The organism is Serratia sp. TSA_198.1 (genome assembly GCF_052686505.1).
Genome location: NZ_JBQZFP010000001.1, coordinates 1,874,568 through 1,896,664, shown reverse-complemented (window position 1 = coordinate 1,896,664; position 22,097 = coordinate 1,874,568). Strand labels below are relative to the sequence as shown.

General features: G+C 55.5%; 25 protein-coding genes. 8 read left to right on the top strand and 17 right to left on the bottom strand.

Translation table 11 applies throughout. The features are described from left to right. Nucleotides 1-69: 69 nt before the first annotated feature. Nucleotides 70-993, top strand: a complete 924-nt coding sequence (locus ACUTSW_RS09060; protein WP_445584220.1) for a DUF7916 family protein — start codon at nucleotides 70-72, stop codon at nucleotides 991-993. Nucleotides 994-1,060: 67 nt separating this feature from the next. Here ACUTSW_RS09060 and ACUTSW_RS09055 read toward each other — a convergent pair whose 3' ends face one another. The 8 genes from ACUTSW_RS09055 to ACUTSW_RS09020 form a co-directional block, all read right to left on the bottom strand. Continuing rightward, nucleotides 1,061-2,266, bottom strand: a complete 1,206-nt coding sequence (locus ACUTSW_RS09055) for an MFS transporter (RefSeq protein WP_445584219.1) — start codon at nucleotides 2,264-2,266, stop codon at nucleotides 1,061-1,063. Continuing rightward, the gene (locus ACUTSW_RS09050; protein WP_445584218.1) at nucleotides 2,244-3,470 is read right to left on the bottom strand and encodes an ATP-grasp domain-containing protein; all 1,227 of its coding nucleotides are present in this window, start codon (nucleotides 3,468-3,470) and stop codon (nucleotides 2,244-2,246) included. Before ACUTSW_RS09050 ends, ACUTSW_RS09055 begins: the two co-directional genes overlap by 23 nt. Further along, on the bottom strand, nucleotides 3,467-4,690 hold the full coding sequence (locus ACUTSW_RS09045; protein WP_445584217.1) for an ATP-grasp domain-containing protein: 1,224 nt from the start codon (nucleotides 4,688-4,690) through the stop codon (nucleotides 3,467-3,469). Before ACUTSW_RS09045 ends, ACUTSW_RS09050 begins: the two co-directional genes overlap by 4 nt. A 45-nt stretch (nucleotides 4,691-4,735) precedes the next feature. Continuing rightward, nucleotides 4,736-5,515 carry a metallophosphoesterase family protein gene (locus ACUTSW_RS09040; protein WP_445584216.1) on the bottom strand — a complete coding sequence of 260 codons (780 nt, stop codon included), beginning with the start codon at nucleotides 5,513-5,515 and terminating at the stop codon, nucleotides 4,736-4,738. A gap of 26 nt (nucleotides 5,516-5,541) precedes the next feature. Next, a complete protein-coding gene (locus ACUTSW_RS09035) occupies nucleotides 5,542-6,603 on the bottom strand; it encodes a hypothetical protein (RefSeq protein ID WP_445584215.1) in 1,062 nt (353 codons plus the stop codon). Then, nucleotides 6,600-7,112 (bottom strand): dCTP deaminase, encoded by a 513-nt coding sequence (locus ACUTSW_RS09030; protein ID WP_445584214.1) that lies wholly within the window; start codon nucleotides 7,110-7,112, stop codon nucleotides 6,600-6,602. Before ACUTSW_RS09030 ends, ACUTSW_RS09035 begins: the two co-directional genes overlap by 4 nt. Before the next feature lie 35 nt (nucleotides 7,113-7,147). Continuing rightward, the gene (gene dcd, locus ACUTSW_RS09025; protein ID WP_062870021.1) at nucleotides 7,148-7,666 is read right to left on the bottom strand and encodes a dCTP deaminase; all 519 of its coding nucleotides are present in this window, start codon (nucleotides 7,664-7,666) and stop codon (nucleotides 7,148-7,150) included. A gap of 74 nt (nucleotides 7,667-7,740) precedes the next feature. Continuing rightward, the gene (locus tag ACUTSW_RS09020; RefSeq protein ID WP_062870022.1) at nucleotides 7,741-8,529 is read right to left on the bottom strand and encodes a class I SAM-dependent methyltransferase; all 789 of its coding nucleotides are present in this window, start codon (nucleotides 8,527-8,529) and stop codon (nucleotides 7,741-7,743) included. A gap of 592 nt (nucleotides 8,530-9,121) precedes the next feature. Here ACUTSW_RS09020 and ACUTSW_RS09015 point away from each other — a divergent pair. From ACUTSW_RS09015 to ACUTSW_RS09000, 4 genes are read left to right on the top strand one after another with little or no spacing between them, the layout of a single operon-like run. Further along, nucleotides 9,122-10,171 carry an ABC transporter substrate-binding protein gene (locus ACUTSW_RS09015; RefSeq protein WP_445584213.1) on the top strand — a complete coding sequence of 350 codons (1,050 nt, stop codon included), beginning with the start codon at nucleotides 9,122-9,124 and terminating at the stop codon, nucleotides 10,169-10,171. Then, nucleotides 10,168-11,166: a FecCD family ABC transporter permease gene (locus ACUTSW_RS09010; RefSeq protein WP_445584212.1), complete on the top strand. Its 999-nt coding sequence runs from the start codon at nucleotides 10,168-10,170 to the stop codon at nucleotides 11,164-11,166. Before ACUTSW_RS09015 ends, ACUTSW_RS09010 begins: the two co-directional genes overlap by 4 nt. After that, nucleotides 11,159-11,938, top strand: a complete 780-nt coding sequence (locus tag ACUTSW_RS09005) for an ABC transporter ATP-binding protein (protein ID WP_445584211.1) — start codon at nucleotides 11,159-11,161, stop codon at nucleotides 11,936-11,938. The genes ACUTSW_RS09010 and ACUTSW_RS09005 overlap by 8 nt, the downstream gene beginning before the upstream one ends. Continuing rightward, on the top strand, nucleotides 11,931-12,659 hold the full coding sequence (locus tag ACUTSW_RS09000) for a substrate-binding domain-containing protein (protein ID WP_445584210.1): 729 nt from the start codon (nucleotides 11,931-11,933) through the stop codon (nucleotides 12,657-12,659). The genes ACUTSW_RS09005 and ACUTSW_RS09000 overlap by 8 nt, the downstream gene beginning before the upstream one ends. A gap of 101 nt (nucleotides 12,660-12,760) precedes the next feature. On the opposite strand, the gene ACUTSW_RS08995 is transcribed toward ACUTSW_RS09000, so the two are convergent. From ACUTSW_RS08995 to lsrK, 7 genes are all read right to left on the bottom strand, one after another. Next, nucleotides 12,761-13,057, bottom strand: coding sequence for a hypothetical protein (locus ACUTSW_RS08995; RefSeq protein WP_004942032.1), 297 nt, complete (start codon nucleotides 13,055-13,057; stop codon nucleotides 12,761-12,763). Then, nucleotides 13,054-13,689 carry a division plane positioning ATPase MipZ gene (locus tag ACUTSW_RS08990; protein ID WP_004942035.1) on the bottom strand — a complete coding sequence of 212 codons (636 nt, stop codon included), beginning with the start codon at nucleotides 13,687-13,689 and terminating at the stop codon, nucleotides 13,054-13,056. Before ACUTSW_RS08990 ends, ACUTSW_RS08995 begins: the two co-directional genes overlap by 4 nt. 312 nt (nucleotides 13,690-14,001) lie before the next feature. After that, nucleotides 14,002-14,343, bottom strand: a complete 342-nt coding sequence (gene yajD / locus ACUTSW_RS08985; protein ID WP_004942039.1) for an HNH nuclease YajD — start codon at nucleotides 14,341-14,343, stop codon at nucleotides 14,002-14,004. Nucleotides 14,344-14,401: 58 nt separating this feature from the next. Beyond that, entirely contained in the window at nucleotides 14,402-14,863 is a 462-nt protein-coding gene (locus tag ACUTSW_RS08980; protein ID WP_445584209.1) for a GNAT family N-acetyltransferase, read from the bottom strand. 52 nt (nucleotides 14,864-14,915) lie between these two features. Next, nucleotides 14,916-15,809 (bottom strand): LysR family transcriptional regulator, encoded by an 894-nt coding sequence (locus ACUTSW_RS08975; RefSeq protein ID WP_062870027.1) that lies wholly within the window; start codon nucleotides 15,807-15,809, stop codon nucleotides 14,916-14,918. Between the two features lie 60 nt (nucleotides 15,810-15,869). Continuing rightward, nucleotides 15,870-17,054 (bottom strand): MFS transporter, encoded by a 1,185-nt coding sequence (locus ACUTSW_RS08970; RefSeq protein WP_013812024.1) that lies wholly within the window; start codon nucleotides 17,052-17,054, stop codon nucleotides 15,870-15,872. 234 nt (nucleotides 17,055-17,288) lie between these two features. Further along, complete coding sequence (gene lsrK / locus ACUTSW_RS08965) at nucleotides 17,289-18,854, bottom strand: autoinducer-2 kinase (protein ID WP_445584208.1); 1,566 nt, start codon at nucleotides 18,852-18,854, stop codon at nucleotides 17,289-17,291. Nucleotides 18,855-19,040: 186 nt separating this feature from the next. On the opposite strand from lsrK, the gene lsrG reads away from it, so the two are divergent. Together lsrG and ACUTSW_RS08955 are read left to right on the top strand one after the other, a co-directional pair. Continuing rightward, entirely contained in the window at nucleotides 19,041-19,334 is a 294-nt protein-coding gene (lsrG, locus tag ACUTSW_RS08960; RefSeq protein ID WP_062870029.1) for a (4S)-4-hydroxy-5-phosphonooxypentane-2,3-dione isomerase, read from the top strand. 90 nt (nucleotides 19,335-19,424) lie between these two features. Further along, nucleotides 19,425-20,018, top strand: a complete 594-nt coding sequence (locus ACUTSW_RS08955; RefSeq protein WP_062870030.1) for a LysE family translocator — start codon at nucleotides 19,425-19,427, stop codon at nucleotides 20,016-20,018. On the opposite strand, the gene ACUTSW_RS08950 is transcribed toward ACUTSW_RS08955, so the two are convergent. Next, nucleotides 20,015-20,830: an AraC family transcriptional regulator gene (locus tag ACUTSW_RS08950; protein ID WP_445584207.1), complete on the bottom strand. Its 816-nt coding sequence runs from the start codon at nucleotides 20,828-20,830 to the stop codon at nucleotides 20,015-20,017. The genes ACUTSW_RS08955 and ACUTSW_RS08950 overlap by 4 nt on opposite strands. 68 nt (nucleotides 20,831-20,898) lie before the next feature. Between ACUTSW_RS08950 and ACUTSW_RS08945 the strand changes: the two genes are divergently transcribed. Beyond that, nucleotides 20,899-21,117, top strand: a complete 219-nt coding sequence (locus ACUTSW_RS08945; protein WP_445584206.1) for a DUF7661 family protein — start codon at nucleotides 20,899-20,901, stop codon at nucleotides 21,115-21,117. A 28-nt stretch (nucleotides 21,118-21,145) separates the two neighbouring features. On the opposite strand, the gene ACUTSW_RS08940 is transcribed toward ACUTSW_RS08945, so the two are convergent. After that, entirely contained in the window at nucleotides 21,146-21,994 is an 849-nt protein-coding gene (locus ACUTSW_RS08940; protein WP_004942055.1) for a PA4780 family RIO1-like protein kinase, read from the bottom strand. Nucleotides 21,995-22,097: the final 103 nt, after the last annotated feature.

Below are 22,097 nucleotides of genomic sequence, written 5' to 3'. Positions count from 1 at the left end.
TACCACTTGTGCCAATGAAAACTAAGTGGTACATAATTGGTTTAGTGATCATAACCGGAAGCTTGCACGATGAAAAGATACCTCGACTGTACCGCCACCGATCTTGCCAACATCACCAAAGACAATTTGCTTTACGCCATTCGCGCCAGTGAAGGGCGGATCCTGGTCAGTGAAAGCATTGCCGTGACGCAGCCGCTGCTCAATAACGTCACCAATGCGGAGCTGGCGGCCAGCCAGGGCGCCGATATGCTGTTGCTGAACCTGTTTGACGTAAACCAGCCACGCATCGAAGGCTTGCCCGACGGAGTGCCGCCGCAAGAGGTATTGCGCGAGCTGCAGCGGCTGACCGGGCGGGTTATCGGGGTCAATCTGGAAGCGGTGGATCCGGCGTTCACCTTTACGCACAATGAGTTTTGGCAGATGACGGCGGGCCGCGCCGCGACCGCAGAGAACGCGCGCAAGCTTTATGAGCTCGGCGCTCGCATGGTGGTGTTGACCGGCAATCCCAATAATGGCGTCAGCAACCAGGCTATCGCCGCGGCGTTGAAGCAGATTCGCGATGACGTGGGGGACAAGCTGGTGCTGGTGACCGGTAAAATGCACGGCGCCGGCATTGTGCGTGAAAGCGGTAGCCAGTTGATCAATGAGCGGGACATCGCTCTGTTTGTCGAAAACGGCGCGGACATCGTCCTGCTGCCGGCGCCGGGCACCATTCCCGGCATGTCGCAGGAAAAGGTGGCGGCGTTGATTGCGTTTACCCAACAGCAGGGCGCGTTGGCCATGACGGCTATCGGGACGTCTCAGGAAGGCGCCGACGTACAAACCCTCCGCCAGATTGCCCTGATGAGCAAAATGGCCGGGGCCGATCTGCACCACATTGGCGATACCGGTTATCTGGGGCTGGCGCTGCCGGAAAACATCTTCGCCTACAGCGTGGCGATTCGCGGCGTGCGCCACACCTATACCCGCATGGCTCGCTCAGTTAACCGTTAGCCGGTAAAACGCGTCGGCTCTGCGCAGAGCCGCGTTTCGCTTATCAGCTTACGAAGTTAATCACTAACTACGTTGCCGACTTTTCATCGGCAACGGACAGTTTGCTTTGCGGGGAAAATCGCTGCTTGTGCACGATGATATAGACCAGCGTCAGCAGCGTCAGGACGCTGAAAATCAGGAAGCAATAAGGCGAGTTTTTGACCAGATAGATGCCAAGAAAGCCTCCCATGCCTTCGCCTATGCCCATGGCTACAGAGTTTATCGCCAATACGCTGACCAGAATATTTTTGGCCACATAGCCTGAAATGCAGCTTTGCAGGGTTGGGATCAGCAGCAATTCCCCCAGCGTCCAAATAAAAAGTGCGAGGTACAAGTCGGTTTGGCTAGCGGCGTAGTTCAGCCACAATGAACCTGCTGCATGCGCGACAAGGGAAAAACACAGGGTTTGAAAGGCGCTGACGTTATAGCGAGTGAACAGGGCCTGCAATCTCGGTGCGAGAACGATAGACAGCACCGCGTTAAAGGTCAGCAAATAACCGAACGGGCTGGTGGACCCTAAAAGGCTATTTACGTGTAAAGGTAAGGAGGTGAACAGTTGCGAATAAATCATCCAGCACAGGGCCGTCAGCAAAAAATAGTGGCGCAGGGTTTTATCGTGGATTTGATCGCGTAAGGCCTGTGTCCATTTTTTCTGCGCTTCCAGCGTTGGCCAAATATCGCGCGCCCACAGAACCCACAGCGAGAAGCACAGCATCGTCAAAGAAGCGATAATGAAAGGCAACTTCGGGGACAGGTGATTGTACAGATAAATGGCAATTAACGGGGCCAGCATTGAGGCGAGGTTGGTGATGACCGATAACCTGACAAACACCGACGCTCGTTGATGGGCGTCTTCCGTTGCGCCGGCTACCGCACGGATCAGGATGCTGTTTGTTCCGTATGCAATGCCGAAAGCCCCGATAGAACACAGTAAAACGAGATAGTGTTGTGACAGGGCGATCATCATGCAACTGATGCTCATCACCAGAGCGGACAGCGACACGACATACGCCGGGGCAATCAAATCCAGAAAGGGTGAGATTAACAAGCGGGTCACTTTGGAGCCGATAGAGGACACCATGATGATACTTGCCGTTTCCAGGGACGAAAGCCCGAGGAACTTGTCCATATAGAACGCAAGTATCGACAGCGTCATAAAATAAGTGAAAGAAAACAAAAATGAATCGGCTGAAATCGTTGTCATGCCGTGCTTAAATGACGTCAAACTGGACATGTGCAGCCATCTCCATTGCGGTTTGTCTGGCGTGATTCCCCTTTTCCTGCGACACCACCACACAGCCGACACGTTTACCTGAATCCGTGCACGGCGGGATGATGTCGCCGGGTTTGACGGTTATCTCCGCCAATAAAATATCGTCGCTTTGCCGCACATCCTCCAACCCGCCAATCGCGACTAACCGACCTTCCGGCGCGTCGAAATACTTCACCACAGCAGTGCAGAAATAGGCGATCTCCGGCGGGGATTTGGGCGGCGTTTGCGTTGACAGATATTGCTGGAATACCGCCGCATAGGTGGGAATGCGGGTTGCTGTTTCCGTTAACAGATGAATGTAATCTCCACCTGGCCGGCAATGCATTTCTCCAATAATGATGTGCTCGTCTGCCAGCCAAAACTCCAGGTGGAAGTGCCCAAAGGTGAACCCCACACAGCGCAGGGCTTTTTCCGCACACTCATACACTCTATTTTGCGTGTCTGGCGGCAAGGCGGCAGGGAATACATGCATATCTTCAACAAAAGCCCCACCGGGCTTTAGCGATTTCTCGGTCACGCCCTGGAAAATGGCTTCGCCGTAATGGAAAAAGCCTTCCAGGCTGAATTCTGTACCCTCGATAAACTGCTCAATGATAAAGCTCTGTTGCTGCGGTTCGGTAAGGCACGCATAGGCGGTATGCAGATCTTGCCGAGCGCTGTTCCTGATGCGGCTGACGCCCTGGCTGCCTGAAGCGTCGACCGGCTTGAGTATCCAGTCTTCGGCTGGGTGCGCATGCAGAAAGTGTTCTGCCTGCGCCAGGTTGCTGAAAAGGCATGACAAGGGTTGCGGCAAGCCTTGCCTGGCGAGCATCTGTCGGCACAGATATTTATTGCGAATCTGCTGCACTGCCGCCGTAGTATTGTTGGCAAAGCCAAATTTTTCGCAAAGGCGGGCGCAGGTCTCCACCGAATATTCCTCGAAGGTATAAATACCTATCACTGGAAACCTGGCGCAAATCTCCTCGAGCAGCGGCAGGCAATCTTCATATTGCTTCGATGCAATCGGGTAAACCGGTATTTGTTGCGGGGCTTTGATTGCCAGATGATGCAAATTCTCCGGGGTATCAATCAGAATGGTTTCCAGCCCGAGTTCATGAGCCTGAGCAATGGCGCGTGGCCCTTGGCGGTGCGAAGCGCAACCGAAAAGAATAAGGACGTTTTTCATTCCACGGTAAACCTTATTTGTCGGGCGGCCCATTCAAGGGTATCGGCAAGCTGTTGATAGTTTTCAGCCGTGCCGATAAGCACGCCAAGCCGGTAGGCGCTGTAATCTTCAGGGGGAAGCGCCACGCTATGCCCCGGAGAAAAGTGTAGATAGAGGTGCTGTATGCAAGGGTGAGCCAGCACCTTGGCGACATTATCCACGCCGATCAGCGTGCCGGGCCTTTCTGCGAACAAATAACGGACGCCAATATAATCTTGCGTGAGCCTCAGTGACGATGGGGGGATTCCCCGGCATATCTGGACGTAATTCTGCAAATGTTGCTGACGGCTGGCGTGCTGTAACAGGTGAGTAGAAATATACCCCCCCGCAGGTCTGGCCGCGCATTCGATAAACTTGAAGCCGTCGCGGGTATATTTTCCCTCCAGATGGAAGACGGTGTTATCGATGCCCAACTCCCTGACAATGGTTTTGGCGCAGCGGGTGATTTCTTGTTGAATGTCATTGCTGAAATGGGAGGGGAATATATGCCGGTTTTCGACGAAGGTGTTTGCATCGGATTGATAATCAGTGATGCCAATCACCCTAATCTGGTTATCGGCGGCATAACCGTCGACGCTGAATTCCGGTCCTTCGACAAATTCCTCCAGAATGATTTTTCCGCCAAATGCGGTAAATACCGAGTCGAATTTGTCTGTGGCGATCTCGGCGAGCAGCGAGAGGGCTTGCTCTAGCGCGCTGTCGTCTTCTACCTTGAAAATTCCCTTGGAACCCGATCCGGATGCGGGTTTGACTATCACCGGGTAGCCAATTCGGGCTGCCGCCATTCGGGCATCGGCCATTGAGCTGACTTCGTGGAATGCGGGGATCATCGGGCCTAAATGTTTAAGCCGGTGTTTCATGGTGATTTTATCGCGACTATGGCGGACGGCCTGTTCGCTCATCCCGGCAAACCCCAGTTCGCGTGCGAGAAAGTTCTTGAGCGGCACATCGGTTTCTGACCAACAGACAATGCCGTCAAAGGTATATTTCTGGTGCAGTTTGGCCGCCACCGCCAGGCAGGCCGCAAAATTATCCAGATCGACAATAACGGTTTCGATCGCCAGCTCGGCGGCATAGGAAGGGATCTGCTTGGCGATAAGCACAATGTCCAGGCCCAGAGAAAGGGCCGCGCGCATTTCGGCCAGTCTTTCGTGCGGGTTTTGTCTGCCGTTGATGTACAAAATACAGTTATTCATAGTGTTAGAGTCTCGTCCATTCCGTTATGGTCATATGCTGGCTGGAAGGTGATGCAAAGGCGTACCCAGGGCGACGGCAGAAAGGGTCATTGCCGCGCTGTCATAGATCATTACGCCGTTGGCCATGGTTCCCCGAGAGACTGTCGGCCCGGTTATCCACGTCGGCGATTGGCCCAATTCATGGCGTTCAAAGCCGGTTTGCCAAACCTGCCCGGGCGTGAAAATTTTCATGCCGGGAATATGGTCGTTGCCGGAAAGGCCATGCAGACATTGATGGCGGCCCATAGTGGCAAAATGGTCGGCAAGATGATGGTGATGGCTGACTTCGAAGGTACATGAACCCGTAATGTCCGGATCGGCATAGTGGGACAACAGGACATTATGGGTGGCAAAAGGCTTAACGATGATTTCCGGCAATGAGTGGAGATAGCAGAGACTGTTATCGTTCAGCAGGGAAGGCAGCTCATGATCCTCATAAAGAAAGACCTTGCCGTCAGCCAGACGTTTACGTTCTGCAAAACTGCGGCGGTACCAATCTTCAGGATAGGAAAATCCTGCCGCATGAGACGGGAGTTTGCGAATGGCGAACAGATCGTGATTGCCGATAACCACCTCGCTGCAATGGCGCTGCACCAGATCCAGGCAGCGGTTGGCATCGCGGGTTGCCAGATAACCATAAAAAGGAACCGAGTAACCGACGATGTCGCCGAGGCAAATGACTTCGTCAGCCCCCAAACTTTCCAGTAAATTCAAGGATTCTTCCAGTCTGACGACGTCTTCGTGGATGTCTGAGATAACGCCAATTTTCATAACCTTTGCACGCCTTTATATTTGTCTTATTCGTATAAACGATGGGTTATTTTTTTATTAATCAATGCGGCCGGCTTGTCCTGCAGCAGATGTTGTTCATGCTCATGCAGGTACTGTTCGATGCGTAAATGGATGTGGCGGCTGCCGTAGTGACTGAGTTCGAAGGCCCTTGCCACCTCGGCAATAACATCGATGGAAATCCCATTATTGAGCCGCAGGCGGTTTAGCCCCTGAAGATAACGGCGCAGCACCCGCCCACGGTTATCGGCGATCGGTTTGATGTCGAGCGACATGATGGCCACGCTGGCCACCACGGCGTCGATGATGTACAGGATGTCTGAGGTGAAGTCGGCAAAATGGCCGGCAGCCTCCAGGGCAAAGATTGAACTGTCCAACCCGTGAATGCGCGTCACTATGGTTTCGAGACCGAAAGCCGCTTCGATCGCCAGCGGCGCATCCCGGTTTTCAATCACGATCAGATTGCCAATATCCATAAATGTCACTCCATCGCAGCTCACCGACAGATTGCAGTTACGGCCGCTGACGTCCTCGATGCCAAATTTATGGCGGTAATAAGAGGGCGCTTGAGTATCAAACCGAAGAAATTGCGTCATGCCCTGCTGTTGGAGTATTTCTACGAGATCATGGTCTTGGCTTGAAATATTAATCCGGAAGACGTCCGGTGATTTTAGCCCCAGCAGTTCAATGAACCGGCAAGTGGCCTGGGTGATACGCCGGCGTTCCTCATAGGGGCTGATTGCTCCCACGCTGCAAAAAAAAGACGACCATTTTGGGTAGCTGTTTTCTTGCTGCATGGCGTGATTATTTTGAGTGCGCAGGCAGTCTTGCACGGTGAAAAAAGCCTGTAATTTTTTCTCCGCCTCGATCAGATAAGGCTTAAAGGTACTGATGGTGGAGCCGGTAAACAGCGTAGACTTGTCATAAGCCGGGAGCAGCGTTTCAGGCTGGTGAAAGCTAAATCCGCTGGCTTCGAATGCCTGAGAAAACGCGTCTTTAGCTCGTTGTTTCTCCGCCAAAATGAGGCGCAGTGTGGCTTTGCTCACTGGCTGGGCAGCGGTGTTCATCATAGGGTTTCTGCCAGTGAAGTTATTTTTGACACCTGCGGGTTGTTGTAAGCGGAGTAGCCGCCGTGATAGAGGCCAACGCTACCCTGGTTAACCCAGAAAGATATTTGCCCTACGCGCATACCGGGGTAGAGGCGAAAAGGTTTTGCCGCCACCAATTCCAATGTCCATTGATGGCATGCGCCGGTATGACCTAAATTGGCCGACACCTGCAAATAAAGGCCCAGGCGCCCCAGGGAACTTCGGCCTATCAATGACATGGCAAAAACGCTGCTGCCCAGGATTTCCATGGTATGGCCCAGGTAGGTCGTTCCCGCCTCCATGACAAAACCTTCAGCGGGGAGATCGATAAAATCAAAGGTGACTTTCTCGCCTTCGACGTTTGGGATCCCCAGTCTGGGCCCCAAGCGATAATTGTAACTGTTGGGGTTGAGTTGTGACTCGTTAAAAGGAATGATGGTAATATCGTTACAGGCCGTTCTCTTTTTTATTTCGCTGCCGGTAAGAATCATGACATTTTCCGTTATATTTTCTATCTTGAGCGTGACTATTTAAAATCCACATAAGCCATCGAAACCCGTGGCCCATCGGAACCCTGATATTTGCCATCATAAGGAACGATATCGCCTAGCGGTTTCCAGAAGGTGACCTGCCCGATTTTCATTCCCGGAAACAGCCTGATAGGCAGTGTGCTGTGCAATTGAAAAGTGACGCAACCAAATGAACCAATATCAATCAGGTCGGCTGTTACATGAACGAATAACCCCAGTCGCGCGATGCTTGATTTGGCATGAATGATAGGAACATATTTGTTGCTGCCAATTTTCTCAACGCTGTGGGCCAATAAAAAATCGCCTTTACCCAGTGTTATTCCTTCCGGGCCGCAATCAATGACCTCATGACGATTATTCTTTTTTGGATCAATAATCTCTTCGTTATAGCGAATGAATGTATTACCCAGCGTTAAATCATAAGAGTTGGTTGTAATGCTTCCTTCAGTAAACGGAGAAATAACGATATCCCCCGTTTTGACGCAGGCTTCAATGGATTTTCCGGTCAAAATCATTTTTTAATACCCCGAGCACCCTAGGGACAAGGCAGTTTGCCCTTGGAGACAAACTGCCTGGATACGCAGTATTTTCAGCGGCGCACGCAGATAGCGACGTATTCAGAACCAAAGTATTCGTTTGGATCCGAGGCCCCTGGGGCATCCGTTACCCATGATGGATGCTCATAAAGGTAAATCTCTTCTATGCGGAAGAAGGGTTCCAGCAGCGCTGCAGTATTGGCGGCATTGAGGAAGGTGTGGATGAGCCCCTTTTCGGGACCGGATTCAGGAATGTAAGAAACATCCTCTTCCACTTCCGTGCCCTTTTTCCAGTCTGACGCCCGCTCTGAAGAGAAGGTGACAAAGAACAAACCGCCTTTTTTGGTGGTGCGAGCGACTTCAAAGATGGTTTTCTTCACGTCCTGCAATGAAGCATGATTGATCACTGCGCGCGAAATAGTAATATCGAAGGTGTCATTTTCGAACGGCAATTCAGTCATTGGACAGAGAACCAACTCTGCTTTTTGATGCCGTCTTACCAGCTCGGCTTGAGTGAAAGCAATGGCATTTTCAGACAGGTCACTGCCGGTGACGTCAAAACCGCGCTCATTGAAGTAAAATAAATGGCGCCCCCCGCCACAGCCTAGATCGTGGAGTTTATTTCCAGGAAGAGAGAAGCGTTGGCGTAATGCCAGAGAAGGGTTAACAATATATTTATGGTAGAAGTCTATCACTTCGTCGGCGGGGTTCATTAAAATCCATTTTGGCGATTCAAATAAACCGTGCCATGCATTGTTCTTAATTATCGTGGCAAGATCGTGGTTGTAGGCTATCTCACCGGCCAGTTCTTCCTGACTCCAGATGGGGTTTGTTATAGGCACGTTAATTCCTTTAGATATGTTGTGTTTTATTTTATTGAATGTAAAAATCCGGCCAAAACAACCAGGCTGGGATTATTTAACATTGTATTTTTTGTTCATTTTAGAAATGGTGTTTAGATAGTCAATGATATTTTTTTTTACAATTTTAGCGAGAATGAGAATAATCAGTAAAAAGATCGGCGCGGAGAATGGCATTATTTATGTTTTCTAGATTTTACAATATGTTATGCCTAATTATTTGCAAAGCAAACGATTGCTTAAGTATTTATTGCAGAATTTCATTACATGGATGCATTTTCGCATGTGTTAATCCGGGGTCTGGTGGTCTAGCGGGTCTTAACGGCCTGACTGTGGAGTGGGGGTAAAGGCCTCTCGGCGGTTTTCAGCGGCCATGGTAAATCTAACGGTACAATGTTTCATCCGGATGACAGTGCGTGGAAAGCCGTGGGTGAGGTCCCTGGCGGACCAAGGGCAGAAATATTCCACTTCAGTGGCGGGACAGGATTACGCGCTGTGTTTGAACCCGCCGATTGTTTCGCTACGACTATCGCTATATCATTTTGTATATAACGATAGTTAACCGGAACCCCTCATGCTCAAACGTTTCCCGCGCGTGCTGCTTTTTTTCATCCTGTTCTCGTCCGTCGCGCAGGCGGATCGCCAGGTTACCGACCAGCTCAACAGAAAGGTGACTTTGCCCGATACCATCACCCGTGCGGTGGTGCTGCAACACCAAACGCTGAATCTGCTGGTACAGCTCGACGCCATGCCGCAGGTGGTGGGGGTACTCGGCAGTTGGAAAAAACAGCTGGGGCCCAACTATCAGCGGCTGGCGCCCACCTTGGTGAAAATGCCGATGCCGGGCGATCTCACCTCGGTAAATATTGAAAGCCTGCTCGGCCTGCATCCGCAGGTGGTGTTTGTCGCCAATTACGCCCCACCGGAGATGATCGCGCAAATCGAACGGGTCGGCATTCCGGTAGTGGCGGTATCTCTGCGCCGTGAAGCAGCCAGCCAGGCCGGCAAAATGAACCCGGTGCTGAATGATGAAGACCAGGCTTATACCCTTGGCCTGCAGGACGGCATTCGCCTGATTGGCACGGTGATGGGCCGCCAGCCGCAGGCCGAGGCGCTGATTCAGGACGTGTTTCAACAGCGGGCGCTGGTGGCCGATCGGTTGCGCGATCTGCCGGAAGACCAACGGATGCGGGTTTATATGGCCAACCCGGACTTGACCACCTACGGTTCGGGGAAATATACCGGGCTGATGATGCAGCATGCCGGCGCGCTGAACGTCGCGGCGAAGGATATTCAGGGGTTCAAACAGGTGTCGATCGAGGATGTACTGAGGTGGAACCCTGCGGTGATTTTCGTTCAGGAACGTTACCCTGAGGTGGTGCAACAGATCCTCCGCTCGCCGCAGTGGCAGGCGATCGACGCGGTGAAGCATCAGCGTGTCTACCTGATGCCTGAATACGCCAAAGCCTGGGGGTATCCGATGCCGGAAGCCCTGGCGTTGGGCGAATTATGGATGGCGAAAAAGCTTTATCCGCAGCGTTTCAGCGACGTTAATTTGCAACAGCGGGTAGATGCCTACTACCGACAGTATTACCGCAGCAGCTGCTGCCAGAGTGGGCAATGAGGCTGGGCTGGCTGATCTTGCTGACACTGCTTTGCGCACTGCTGTCGCTGGGCATCGGCCGCTATCAGGTGCCGGCGGCTCACAGCCTGATGATCCTGTTTGAGCCATTCACCGGTTCGCACGTGGGAACGGATGCGGTGCAGCGGCAGGTCATTCTTGGGGTGCGCTTGCCCAGGGTGCTGCTGGCGATGGGCGCCGGGGCGTCGTTAGCCCTGTGCGGTGCCGCGTTGCAGGGGGTATTCCGCAACCCGCTGGTGGACCCGCATATCATTGGCGTCTCTTCCGGTGCGGCATTTGGCGGTACCTTGGCTATTTTGCTCAGCCTGCCGCTGGCGGCGCTGCTGTTATCCGCCTTTGTGTTCGGCATGGCGGCGTTGCTGCTGATTTTCGCCATTACCAGCGCCATCGCCCGGCGAAATATTTTGTCCCTGGTGCTGGCTGGGGTGATCCTCAGCGGTTTTTTCTCCGCCTGCGTCAGCCTGCTGCAATATTTGGCCGATACCGAAGAGAAACTGCCGAGCATCGTGTTCTGGCTGCTGGGCAGCTTCGCCACCGCCGACGCTCAGAAACTGCGGATGTTGTTCCTGCCGCTGCTGCTGGCCGGTGGTTTGTTGTTGGCATTGCGCTGGCGTATCAATCTGTTATCGCTGGGAGATGAAGACGCCGCCGCGCTGGGCATCAACGTCGAGCGCACCCGCTGGCTGATTCTGACCTTATGCGCCGCGATTGTCGCCGCGCAGGTCGCCGTCAGCGGCAGCATCGGTTGGGTGGGATTGGTGATCCCGCATGTTGCCCGGCTGCTGGTCGGCCCGGATCATCGTCGCTTACTGCCCGCCTCAATGTGCCTGGGCGCTCTGTATATGGTGTTGATCGACGATCTGGCACGCACCCTGAGCAGCAGCGAAATTCCGTTGGGCATACTGACCGCGCTGATCGGCGCGCCGCTGTTTGCTTTGATGCTGCGTCGTTCGCAATTGAGGGGCTGGCATGGCTGAGTCCTTACTGAGGGTTAATGACCTGAGCTTTGGCTGGCCCGGCCAAGCGCCTTTGTTTGACCAACTGAATTTACGGTTGCAGCGCGGCGAAGTGCTGGCGGTATTGGGCCCTAACGGATGCGGAAAAAGTACCTTGATGCAATTGCTGCTCGGTAGCTTGCCGTTGCAGCAGGGCACCGTTGAATGCCGTGGCGGCATCGGTTTTGTGCCGCAGCATTTCACGGCTCCCTTTGCTTACCGGGTACTGGATATCGTGTTGATGGGGCGAGCACACTACGTGGGCCTGTTCCGCTCACCTTCGGCGCAGGATCACCGGCTGGCAAAAGAGGCATTGCAGTCGCTGGATATGCTGAGCTTTGCCGATCGTGAATTCGGCAGCTTGTCCGGTGGTCAGCGGCAATTGGTGCTGATTGCCCGCGCATTGGCGATGTGCTGCGAGGTGCTGATGCTGGATGAACCGACGTCCGCGTTGGATCTCCACCATCAGGATCGGGTGCTGAGCCTGATCTCGCACCTGGCGCGCGAGAGACAGATGGCGGTGATGTTTTCTACCCATCAACCCAACCATGCTCATGCGGTGGCCGATCGCGCCTTGCTGTTGGGGATTGCGGGGCAGCAGCGAATCGGCACCTGTGCCGGGGTATTGACGGCAGAGAGCCTGTCGCCCCTGTTTGATGTCGCCATTGAGCGGGTGGCGTTGCAGGTCAACGGCCGACGGTTTGAAACGCTGGTACCGCTCTTTCGCAGCCAAGGGGAACATCGAAATGAATAACATTTTGCTGTTTGCCGCCGGCAGTCTGAAGGGGGCATTTGGCCCTTTGCTGACGGCGTTTCAGGCGCAGAGCGATTGCAGGGTGGAAACGGTATTCGGCCCGGCGGGGCTGCTACGCCAGCGTATCGAGAAGGGAGAATCGCCGCATATTTTTGCCTCCGCCAATCTGGCGCATCCGCAGCGCCTGGTGGACTTGCGGCTGGCGCAACGGGTAGAGCCTTTCGCCGGTAATCGGTTGTGTGCCACGGTGCGCAACGTAGCCGGGCTAACCGAACCGCCGTTACTCGAGGTACTGCTGGACTCGCGTTGGCGAGTCGCCACTTCGACGCCGGGGGCCGATCCTTCCGGCGACTATGCGCAGCAGCTGTTTGATCGCCTTGAAGGGGCAATGCCGGGACAAGGAGAAGCCCTGCGAAGCAGAGCGTTGGCGCTGGTGGGCGGTGCAGATTCGGTGCCTATTCCACAGGATCGGTTAGCGGCGGAGTATCTGATTAACAGCGGGCAGGCGGATATCTTTCTCGGTTACGCCAGCTATGGCACCGCATTGGCGCGCTATCCCGAGTTAGCGGTGCGGCAGTTGCCGCCGCCTCTGGTAATTGAAGCCGATTACGGCCTGTGCCTGTTGGCTCCGCAGGCGCAACCCTTGGCCGAGTTTATTCTGGCGGAGCAGGGGCAGGCGATACTGCGGGAGCAGGGGTTTCTTTCCGTGCGACAAGGTTGAGGCGCAGCAGGAGTTTGCATCAGTGTGCGGTTGCCGGTAATGGGTTGTAACTCCCCATTGTTAGCCTGCCAGCTTATTAAGCTGGCAGGCTATGAGGCTAATTACAGCTTTTTCAGCAACTGCAGCAGATGTTCTTCGCTCTTTTCGGCCAGCCCGTCAATGGCCAGCTTGATGATGTCGGAACGGGTAATGCGTACCACGCCATTACGTGCCGCCTGCACAATGATTTCATCGATGGCGTCGACGTGGTTGTCGGTCAGACTGACCGAAATCGCCTTGTAGGTGCGTTTACGGCCCTGGGGTTTGGCTTCGGCAACGGGGGCAATCAGGGTGTGGGAGGTGGCGCTATTGATAAACTCGTCTTCCGACATGCGGTGGGTAGGGGTGCGCTTTTTCACAGGATCACCTCTTTCACCAGGTTTTCGATTTCCGCCTGCGCCTTGGCGTTGTGCGCCTCGTGCACGGTGATCGCCTCACCCCAGGCATCGCGATAAATCTTGCGATCGCACAGGCGGTTGCTGACCAGCGTAAATTCCGGGTATTCGCTCAGCACCTGCGCTGCTTCGTTGGCTTCGTTAATAAAGATATTGGTCGGGCACATGTTCAGCACGATGTAGCCTTTCACCTTCTCGTTATATTCCTGCGCGGTAGAAAACATTTCCGACAGATAACCTATGGTGTCGAGATCCATTTGCGACGGGCGCAGCGGAGAGAGGAACAGATCGGCCGCCAGCAGGCCGGAGCGCAGTTCGGCGCTGTCGCGGCCGGCGGTATCGACAATCACGTAATCGTAATGACGATCCAATTCCAGCAGGGTCTCTTTGATTTTACCCGAGGCGGCGACCACCGGGATATGCGGCAGGCCCTCCACATTCTGGCGATCGTTATACCAGGTCATGATTGATTTCTGATCGTCAGCATCGACGATGATGGCAGTTTTCCCCTGTTTGAGGATCAGATATCCGGCGATATTGACCGCCTTGGTCGATTTTCCTACGCCACCTTTTTGCGAGCCAATCAAAACAATCATGCTGCCATCTCTCAAGTTATCAAGCTACTAACTTATTAAGCTAATTGCTTATTAGGTTAGTAGCTTATTAGGTTGATAATTAAACAGGTTAACAAGAACGACTTGTGGACAATATGCACCAACGGTGGCCGCTTGCCAAGCCAGTATGCTGTTAACTTTGCAGCTTATTTTGCTGGTAACTTATCAAGTGGGTAAGTAGGAATGCTCTGGGAAATGGAGGAAGGGACGGTTTTTCGTTTTTTTATTAGCTTAATAAGTTGCTAGCTTGATGGCTTTTTGCGGATGCGACAGTGCGCATCCGCAGCGGCGGCATTACTTTTTCAACATCGATTTCAGGTTGGCGAACGGATTATGGGTCGCTACGCCGACGTCTTTTTGCGCGTCTTCACCGGCGATCACCGTTGAGCCATATTGGTCTGCTTCGGTGTACTTGGAGTGTTCGTGGTCGTGGCAGTACAGGCACAACATTTCCCAGTTGCTGCCATCTTCCGGGTTGTTGCTGTGGTCGTGATCGATATGGTGAACCGTCAGCTCGCGCAGGTTGGAGTAAACGAATTCGCGTGAGCAGCGCCCACAGACCCACGGGAAAATTTTCAGCGCTTTTTCGCGGTAGCCGGTCTCCAGCCTTGCGTAGTTTTTGGGAATATATGCCATGGTCAGTGCCTGTAGAATGATAACAATATTACGTTCAATACTATCACAAAGCGCCGGGTTACAGCGTGCGACACATCACCGTCACTTCTTCGCCGGAAACCTGGCGTTGCTCTACCGGTTGCCAGCCCAGCTTTTGATACAGCGGCTGTTGGTCCGGCGTGTAGAGATACAGTTCGGCGATATTTTTCTGTTTGCAGTGGGTAATGCACTGGTCGATCAGGCGGCGTGCGATGCCCAGACCGCGATATTGCGGATGGGTGAAAACTTCGCCCAGCCAGAATTTGCGCTCTGGCTTATCCGCCAGATCGTAAATGACCAGGCTGGCCGTGCCGAGGATGTGTTGTTGCGGTGACAACGCCAGCAGCGTCATGCCGGAATGCTGCGGTTCACAGCGTTGTTCAAAGCGTTGGCTGATTTTCTCGTGGCTGCTCCAGGGTGAGAAATCACACCACTCCTGATGCAGCAAAGCAGCCAGTTCGCCAATGCGCTGGCGGTGTGCGGAAAGTCGTTCGATACGCATGATTTAAGTTCTTGTCGCCCAGAGAATGCACAACTATAGCCGCAGTTGTCGGCTATTTAAAGGCCTCCACCGCCCAGTCGATGAACACCCGCAGCTTGGCGCTGAGATGGCGGTTAGAGGGATACACCACGTACATTTGCTCCGATGGCGGTTGCCAGTCGTGCAGCAGGCTGACCAGTTCGCCGTTGTCCAGATGCGGTTGCGCCATAAAGCGGAAGGTCTGGATGATGCCCAGGCCGGCCAGTGCGGCGGCCAGCAGCGCATTGCCTTCGTTGACGCTGACATGATAGCGGTGCTGGATGTCGATCTCTTTGCCCCGATCAACGAAGTGCAGCGGCTGGATGCGATCGTTCAGCGCATGGCGGTAGTGCGCCAACGGGTAGCCCAGCTCCAGATCGCAGGGGTGTTTCGGCGTGCCGTAGCGCGCCAGATAGGCTGGCGTGGCGCAGGTGACCCATTCCAGCTCGAACAGGCGGCGGGCAATCAGGCTGGAATCGGCCAGCGGGCCGCTGCGGATCACGCAGTCGGCGCTGTCGTTGATCAGATCGATCAAGCGGTCGCCGACGCCCAAATCAATCTGAATCTGCGGATAACGCTCGATAAAGTCCGGCAGCGCCGGTACCAGCAGCTGGCGCGCTGTCGAACCACCGGCATCAATGCGCAGCACGCCCTGCGGCGCGCTCTGGGATTCGGTCATGCAGCCTTCCATCTGCTCCAGTTCCGCCAGCCACTTAACCGTGCGCTGGTAATAACACTCGCCCTCAGGGGTAACAGACACGCTACGGGTGGTGCGCTGGAACAGCTTGGTCTGCAGGTGATCTTCCAGATTCTGGATCAGCTTGGTGACGGTGGCCTTGGGCATCCGCAGCGAGTCTGCCGCGCGGGTGAATCCGCCGGTTTCCACCACGCGGTTAAACACCCGGATGGCGAGTAAATGATGATCCATAACGCTCTCAGTGCAAAACCCCGGTCGGAGGACCGGGGTGTTTCTGTGGATAGACAATGATTATGACTGTTTAGCGCCAATCATGCCGGAACGCAAGGTCAAGCCGAACACCAGCGCAGCGGAAAGGGTGAGGGCGCCGCCGAACAGCATGGCGCTGCTGACGCCCTGCCAGTCGACCACTTCCCCGCCCAGCAGCGCGCCTGAGGCCAGCGCAATCTGGATCACGCAGACCAGCAGCGCCTGGCCGGCCTCCGGCGCCTGTGGCACCGCGGCAAACATCCAGTTGGTGGCGCAAACCGGCACGGCGCCGAACGCCAACCCCCAAACCATCACCATCAGCGTGGCACCGGCAATGCCGCTGAGGAACGGCGAAACGATCAGGATGGCGGCCAGCATGGCGGCGATCAGAATAAAGGTGGCGCGCAGACTGCGCTCCGCCAGCCGTTCACCAAGGAAGGTGCCGAGCAGGCCGATGGCGCCGTAGGCCAGAAGTTGCAATGAAATCGCCGATGGGCTGAGGACAAACACCTGTTGCAGCAGCGGTTTCAGGTAGGTGTAGGCGGCAAAATGGCCGATAAACAGCAAAACGATGGCAATCAACCCGGTACGCGCCATCGGTAAACGCAGCGGCAGCAGCAGATCGCGCGGTGTAACCGGCCGGGTGGGCGGCACCGACGTCAGCAAGCGCAGCTGCGCCAACAGCACACCCACCGCCAGCACTGCGCTGCCAAAGAAAGCGGCGCGCCAGCCGAACAGGTCGCCAATCAGCGCGCCCGCGGGCACACCACATACCGCACCGACCGAAATGCCGCTCAGGATCAGCGCGGTGGCGCGGCCCTGACTGGCTTCCGGCACCAGATGGCGGCCGTAGTTGGCGGCGAAGGCCCAGAAACCGCCGACGCAGACACCCAGCAGCACGCGGCCCAGCAGCATCATCGGGAAGTTAACCGCCAGCGCCGAAACCAGATTGGACACCACCAGCAACAAACTCAACGCCAGCATCAGCAGGCGACGATCGAGCCGGCCGGCCGCCAGGCTCAGCGCGGGTGCGGCTATCGCTGCCACGATGCCGGGCACGGTAACCATCAGGCCGGCCTTGCCGGTGCTGACGTCCAGCGACGGCGCGATATTGGTCAGCAGGCCGATCGGCAGAAACTCGGTGGTGACCATCACAAAGCAGGCAACCGTCAGCGAGAAGATCGCCAGCCAGGGTGATGATGCAGGTTTATCTTTATTATTCAGCATAGTACCGCTCGTCTCAGGTGAGTGCGTACGCCGCGCGGTAAGGCGCGGAGTGACAGAGATCACAATTTACGCAGGCCTTGGCGACGGATAAATCCGTTTACCGTAGTTACACTGTTTCTGAGGGGGAATAATCACGCGGAGCAAGCAAAGCGGCGGGTTGCGGCAGAACGGCAGGTTAAAGGCTCAATGGGCATAAGCTTATGCGGCGGGCGCAGCAGACTGCGCCCAGAGGCATCACAACCCCGGCGCTTTCCACATTGAGGTGGTCAGGCCGTGGTCCACCAGCGTGAGCTGATCGGCATAGATCTGCTGCCAGGTGTGTTTTTGCTGTCGATAGAGTTCATGATTGGCGCTATCCGGCTGATATTCACGCTCCCAGCGCACCAGTTTTTCACCGGTGGCCGCCAGCGACTCATACAACCCGGCGCCGACGCCGGCGGCAATCGCGCAGCCCAGCGCGGTGGCTTCTTTCACCACCGGCACGCGAACGGTCAGGCCGGTGACATCGCTCAGGATCTGGCTCCACAATTTGCCCTTAGAACCGCCGCCGGCGAACACCAGCGAGTGCGCCTGCACGCCCGAGAAGCTGGCGATCTGCTCCAGATTGCAGGCGGAGACAATGGCGGCGTTCTCTTCCAGCGCGCGGAACAGGGTTTGCTTATTGCAGCGTTCCGGGTCGAGCGACATATTGATAAACGACGGCGCGGCGTGATACCAGGTTTTGAAGTGCATGGCGTCGGAAAATATCGGCATCACCCCGTAGGCACCCGGCGGCACCCGCGCCGCCATCTCTTCCAACAGGCTGTAAGCATCTACACCCAGCCGTTCCGCCATCAGCTTTTCCTCGGCGCAGAAGGCGTCGCGGAACCAGCGCATGGTCAACCCAGTGAAGAAGCTGATGGATTCCGCCTGTGCCATACCGGGGATCACGTGCGGGTTAATGCGGATGTTCATGTCCGGATCGGTGGCCGGTTCCGGCAGGTTGACGATTTGCTGCCAGAAGGTGCCGCCCAATACCGCCGTTTGCCCGGCATGCACCACCCCCAGCCCCAGGCTACCCAGTTGAACGTCGCCGCCGCCCATCACCACCGGCGTGCCACGCAGCAGGCCGCTTTGCTCTGCCGCCGCTGCGGTAACCTGCCCCAGCAGGCTGCCGGTCTCTTTCACCGGCGACAGAATATCGGCGCGTAGCCCGGCCATATCGAGCAGCGCCGGTCGCCAGTCGCGGCTGACCAAATCCAGCATGCCGGTAGTGCCTGCATTGGAAGGATCCACCGCCAGTTCGCCGCTCAGCATATTCGCCAGCCAGTCGCTGATCATGGTCAGCGTCGCCGCCTGCCGATAGATGTCCGGCCGGTGGTGGGCCAGCCACAGCAGGCGCGGCATGGCGCTCAACGCCAGCGTTTGGCCGGAATATTGGTACACCTCGCTTTCGAAATGATGGTTATGCAGCTCTTTGAGCTCGCTGACTTCATGGCTGGCACGCGCATCCACATTGGCGCAGGCCCAAATCGGTACGCCGTTACGATCGTACAGCACTATGCCTTCGCGCATTGAGCAGCAGGCTACCGAGCGGATAGCCTGGCCAGTCAGTCCTGCGTTTTGCAACGCCTGCCGGATGCACTGGCAGGTCAATTGCCAGTTGTGGGTTAAATCAAATTCCATTGAGCCGGGCACCCCAGACACCGCCAGATGCCGCCACTCAGCCTGGCCCTGCGCGATCTGATTGCCCGCCAGATCGAAGATTACCGCGCGAACGCTGCCGGTGCCTGCATCCAGCGCCATCAAATAGTTATCCATAGCTCACACTCTCTGGGGTTGGGATCTTAACTATAGATGCCGGGTTCGTGCCTTCGCGTGAGCAAAACCTGGGGGCGGTGGGATTTGTGAGCTGTGCTGCAAAATTGCCGCCGCGCAGGGTAAATCAGAGGGAATAAACCTATGGTTTGAAAGAACAGTGATTTCAAGGTTAAACAAGGAGCCGCCATGCACGTCACTTTGGTCGAAATTAACGTTAAGCAGGACAAAATCGACGAGTTTATTGAGGTGTTCCGCGCCAACCATCTGGGGGCGATCGAAGAGCCGGGTAACCTGCGCTTTGACGTGCTGCAGGATGAAAACATCCCGACGCGGTTTTATATCTATGAAGCCTATAAGGATGAGCAGGCGGTTGCCGCCCATAAAAAGACCCCGCACTATCTGCAATGCGTGGAAAAACTGGAGGCGCTGATGACCGGCCCGCGCAAGAAAACCACCTTTATCGGCCTGATGCCGGCTTAGTGAGCGGCATCAGGGTAATTTTGTTCAATACTTTGCCGCCCCTGGGCGGCAATCTGGCATCTGTGAAATTTTTCTCAGGTGCTAGTAATCATGAATATTTACTTTTCCATGGCCGCGTTTGCATTGGCCGCTTCCATCACCCCTGGCCCGGTCAATATCCTTGCCCTGAGCGCCGGGGCGCAATTCGGTTTTAACGCTACCCTGCGGCATGTGCTTGGCGCCACGTTGGGGTTTACCCTGTTACTGATCCTGATTGGTCTGGGATTGCACCAACTGCTGACCCAGTGGCCGGTGCTGACGAAGATCATCCAGTGGGGGGGCGTCGCATTCTTGCTGTTTATGGCTTATCAACTGGCCTTTGATGACGGGCGGCTGGGCAACGACCAGCAGCGTCAGGCGCCGTCATTCTGGTACGGCGCGCTAATGCAGTGGTTGAATCCCAAAGCCTGGCTGGCGTCGGTGGCTAGCCTGGGGGCGTTTGTCGCCGACGGTGATCGGCTGCTGCTATGGCAGTTCGCGGTGATTTATGGCGTTATCTGTTACGCCTCGGTGGCCTGCTGGGCCTACGCCGGCGCGATGCTGACCGGTTTGTTGCAGCGAGCCCGCAACGTGCAGCGTTTTAATCGGCTGATGGCGCTGCTGCTGGCGGCCAGTGCCTGTTATCTGTTGGCCGACGGTGCTTAACGCGGGTTTTGATACTGGCCGGGGGTAGCGGCCAGCAACTGTTTGAACGTGCGCTGGAAGTGCGCCTGATCGGCAAAGCCACTTTCGCTGGCGACTGCGGCGATAGGGTAGCCGCGTTTTAGCAATCGGTGGCCGAACTGGATACGGCGATTCACCAGATAGGCGTGCGGCGTCATGCCGTAATGCTGCTTGAAGGCGCGGATCAGGTAGGAGGGCGACAGCGCCGCCGCCTGGCAGATCGCCTCCAGCGTCAGCGGTTGTGTACAATGTTGGCTGATAAAGGCGGCCGCGGCTTCCAGTCTGGGGTGGGCGACAATGGCGGAGGGGTGCGCTTCGCCCAACCGGATTTGCAGATCGGTAAAATATTCCACCAGGGCAATGTGTTTTTCCAGATTGCCGCATTGCGGGTCAGTCAAGAGTCCATAAAGCCGGTTCAGGCCGCTGAACAGCTGCGGATCGCGGCTGAGCACTTCTTTGAATGGGATAAAATCGCCGTCGCCGCCGGCTATCTCCCGTTGCAGCTCACCCAGCCAGGCGGTATCGATATAAAACATGATGTATGACCAACTCTGGTCGCCGATCGGGTTGCAGGCGTGGGCCTGCTGCGGGTTGATAATCACCACGTCGCCGGCGCTGACCTGCCACTGCCGGCGGCCGTTAATATAAATGCTGGTGCCGTCGGTGATGGCGCCGATGGAAAAGATTTCATGGCTGTGCAGGGCATAACAGACCTTGCGGCCATCCGCGATGGCGCGGGCCTCCACAAAGGGTAACTGCGGGTCGCGCCAGAACTGCGGTGCATTAGCGGTCATTGGTTTTCCTTTTGGGTGCGAGGAGGCTAGCTTGTTATAGCGTAAAACGCGTGAAGGAGGGAATGCGGATGATGATTTTTAATGTGTTCGGCCGCCTGATGGGCGTTAAAAGGGTGGGGGAAGAGTGGCTACTGTTCCGCGTGACGCTGCCGGAGCGCAAATATGTGCGCAGTTACGATATCGTGCTGCCGGAGGAGTTGACCGAGGCCGATATTGCCGGCTATCTGGGGGATATTTATCATGAAGCGGCGACCGAAAGGGACCCCGACGTTTTCAAAATAGAATAAGGCCCCGGCAGAATGACCGGGGCGCAGATTAATCTTCTTCGTTGCGGGCCATCAGCTGGCGCTGGTGTTCTTCGCTGGCCGCCTGGATTTCTTCCAGTACTGAACCGACATCGGCGCGCTTGCTGCTTTCCACGAACTTCCCGGTCAGCACGCTTTCCGGCGTCAGATTGCCTTCCTGATACAGCGCCCAGATCTCTTTGGCATATTTACTGTTGAGCAGTTCCGGCGCGTATTGACCGTAAAAATTCGACATATTGTTGATATCGCGCTCGAACATGCTTTTGGCGTGATTATTGGCGGCGGCGTCCACCACCTGCGGCAGATCGATAATCACCGGCCCATTTTTGTCCATCAGCACGTTGAACTCCGACAGATCGCCATGCACCAGCCCGGCGCACAGCATACGCACCGCGTAGTTCATCATCACCGCGTGATCGGCCAACGCCTGTTCCTGCGTCAGGCTCACATCGCTCAGGCGCGGCGCAACCAGGCCTTCTTCGTCGGTAATCAGCTCCATCAACAGCACGCCATCCAGGCAAATATCCGGCTGAGGCACGCGCACGCCCGCTTTGGCGAGCAGGTACAGCGCATCGACCTCGGTGTTTTGCCAGGCTTCTTCCTGTTGCTGGCGACCGAATTTGGAGCCTTTGCTCATGGCGCGGGCGTCGCGGCTGTTGCGCACTTTACGGCCTTCCTGATAATTGACGGCCTGCTTGAAGTTACGTTTGTCTGCTTCTTTGTAGACTTTGGCGCAGCGGATCTCTTCGCCGCAACGCACGATAAAGACGTCGGCTTCTTTGCCACTCTTTAAACGGCGGATGACGTCGTCGATTAAACCATCATCTACCAATGGCTGGAGTCGTTTTGGAATTTTCATGCAGCCTTGTACCCTATTTAGGCTCCTGTGTGAATGGTTTGCTTAGGTGATACCGCAATTTAGACCTGAAAGGCAAAAATTAGTTTTGCCGCCGGGGTGACTC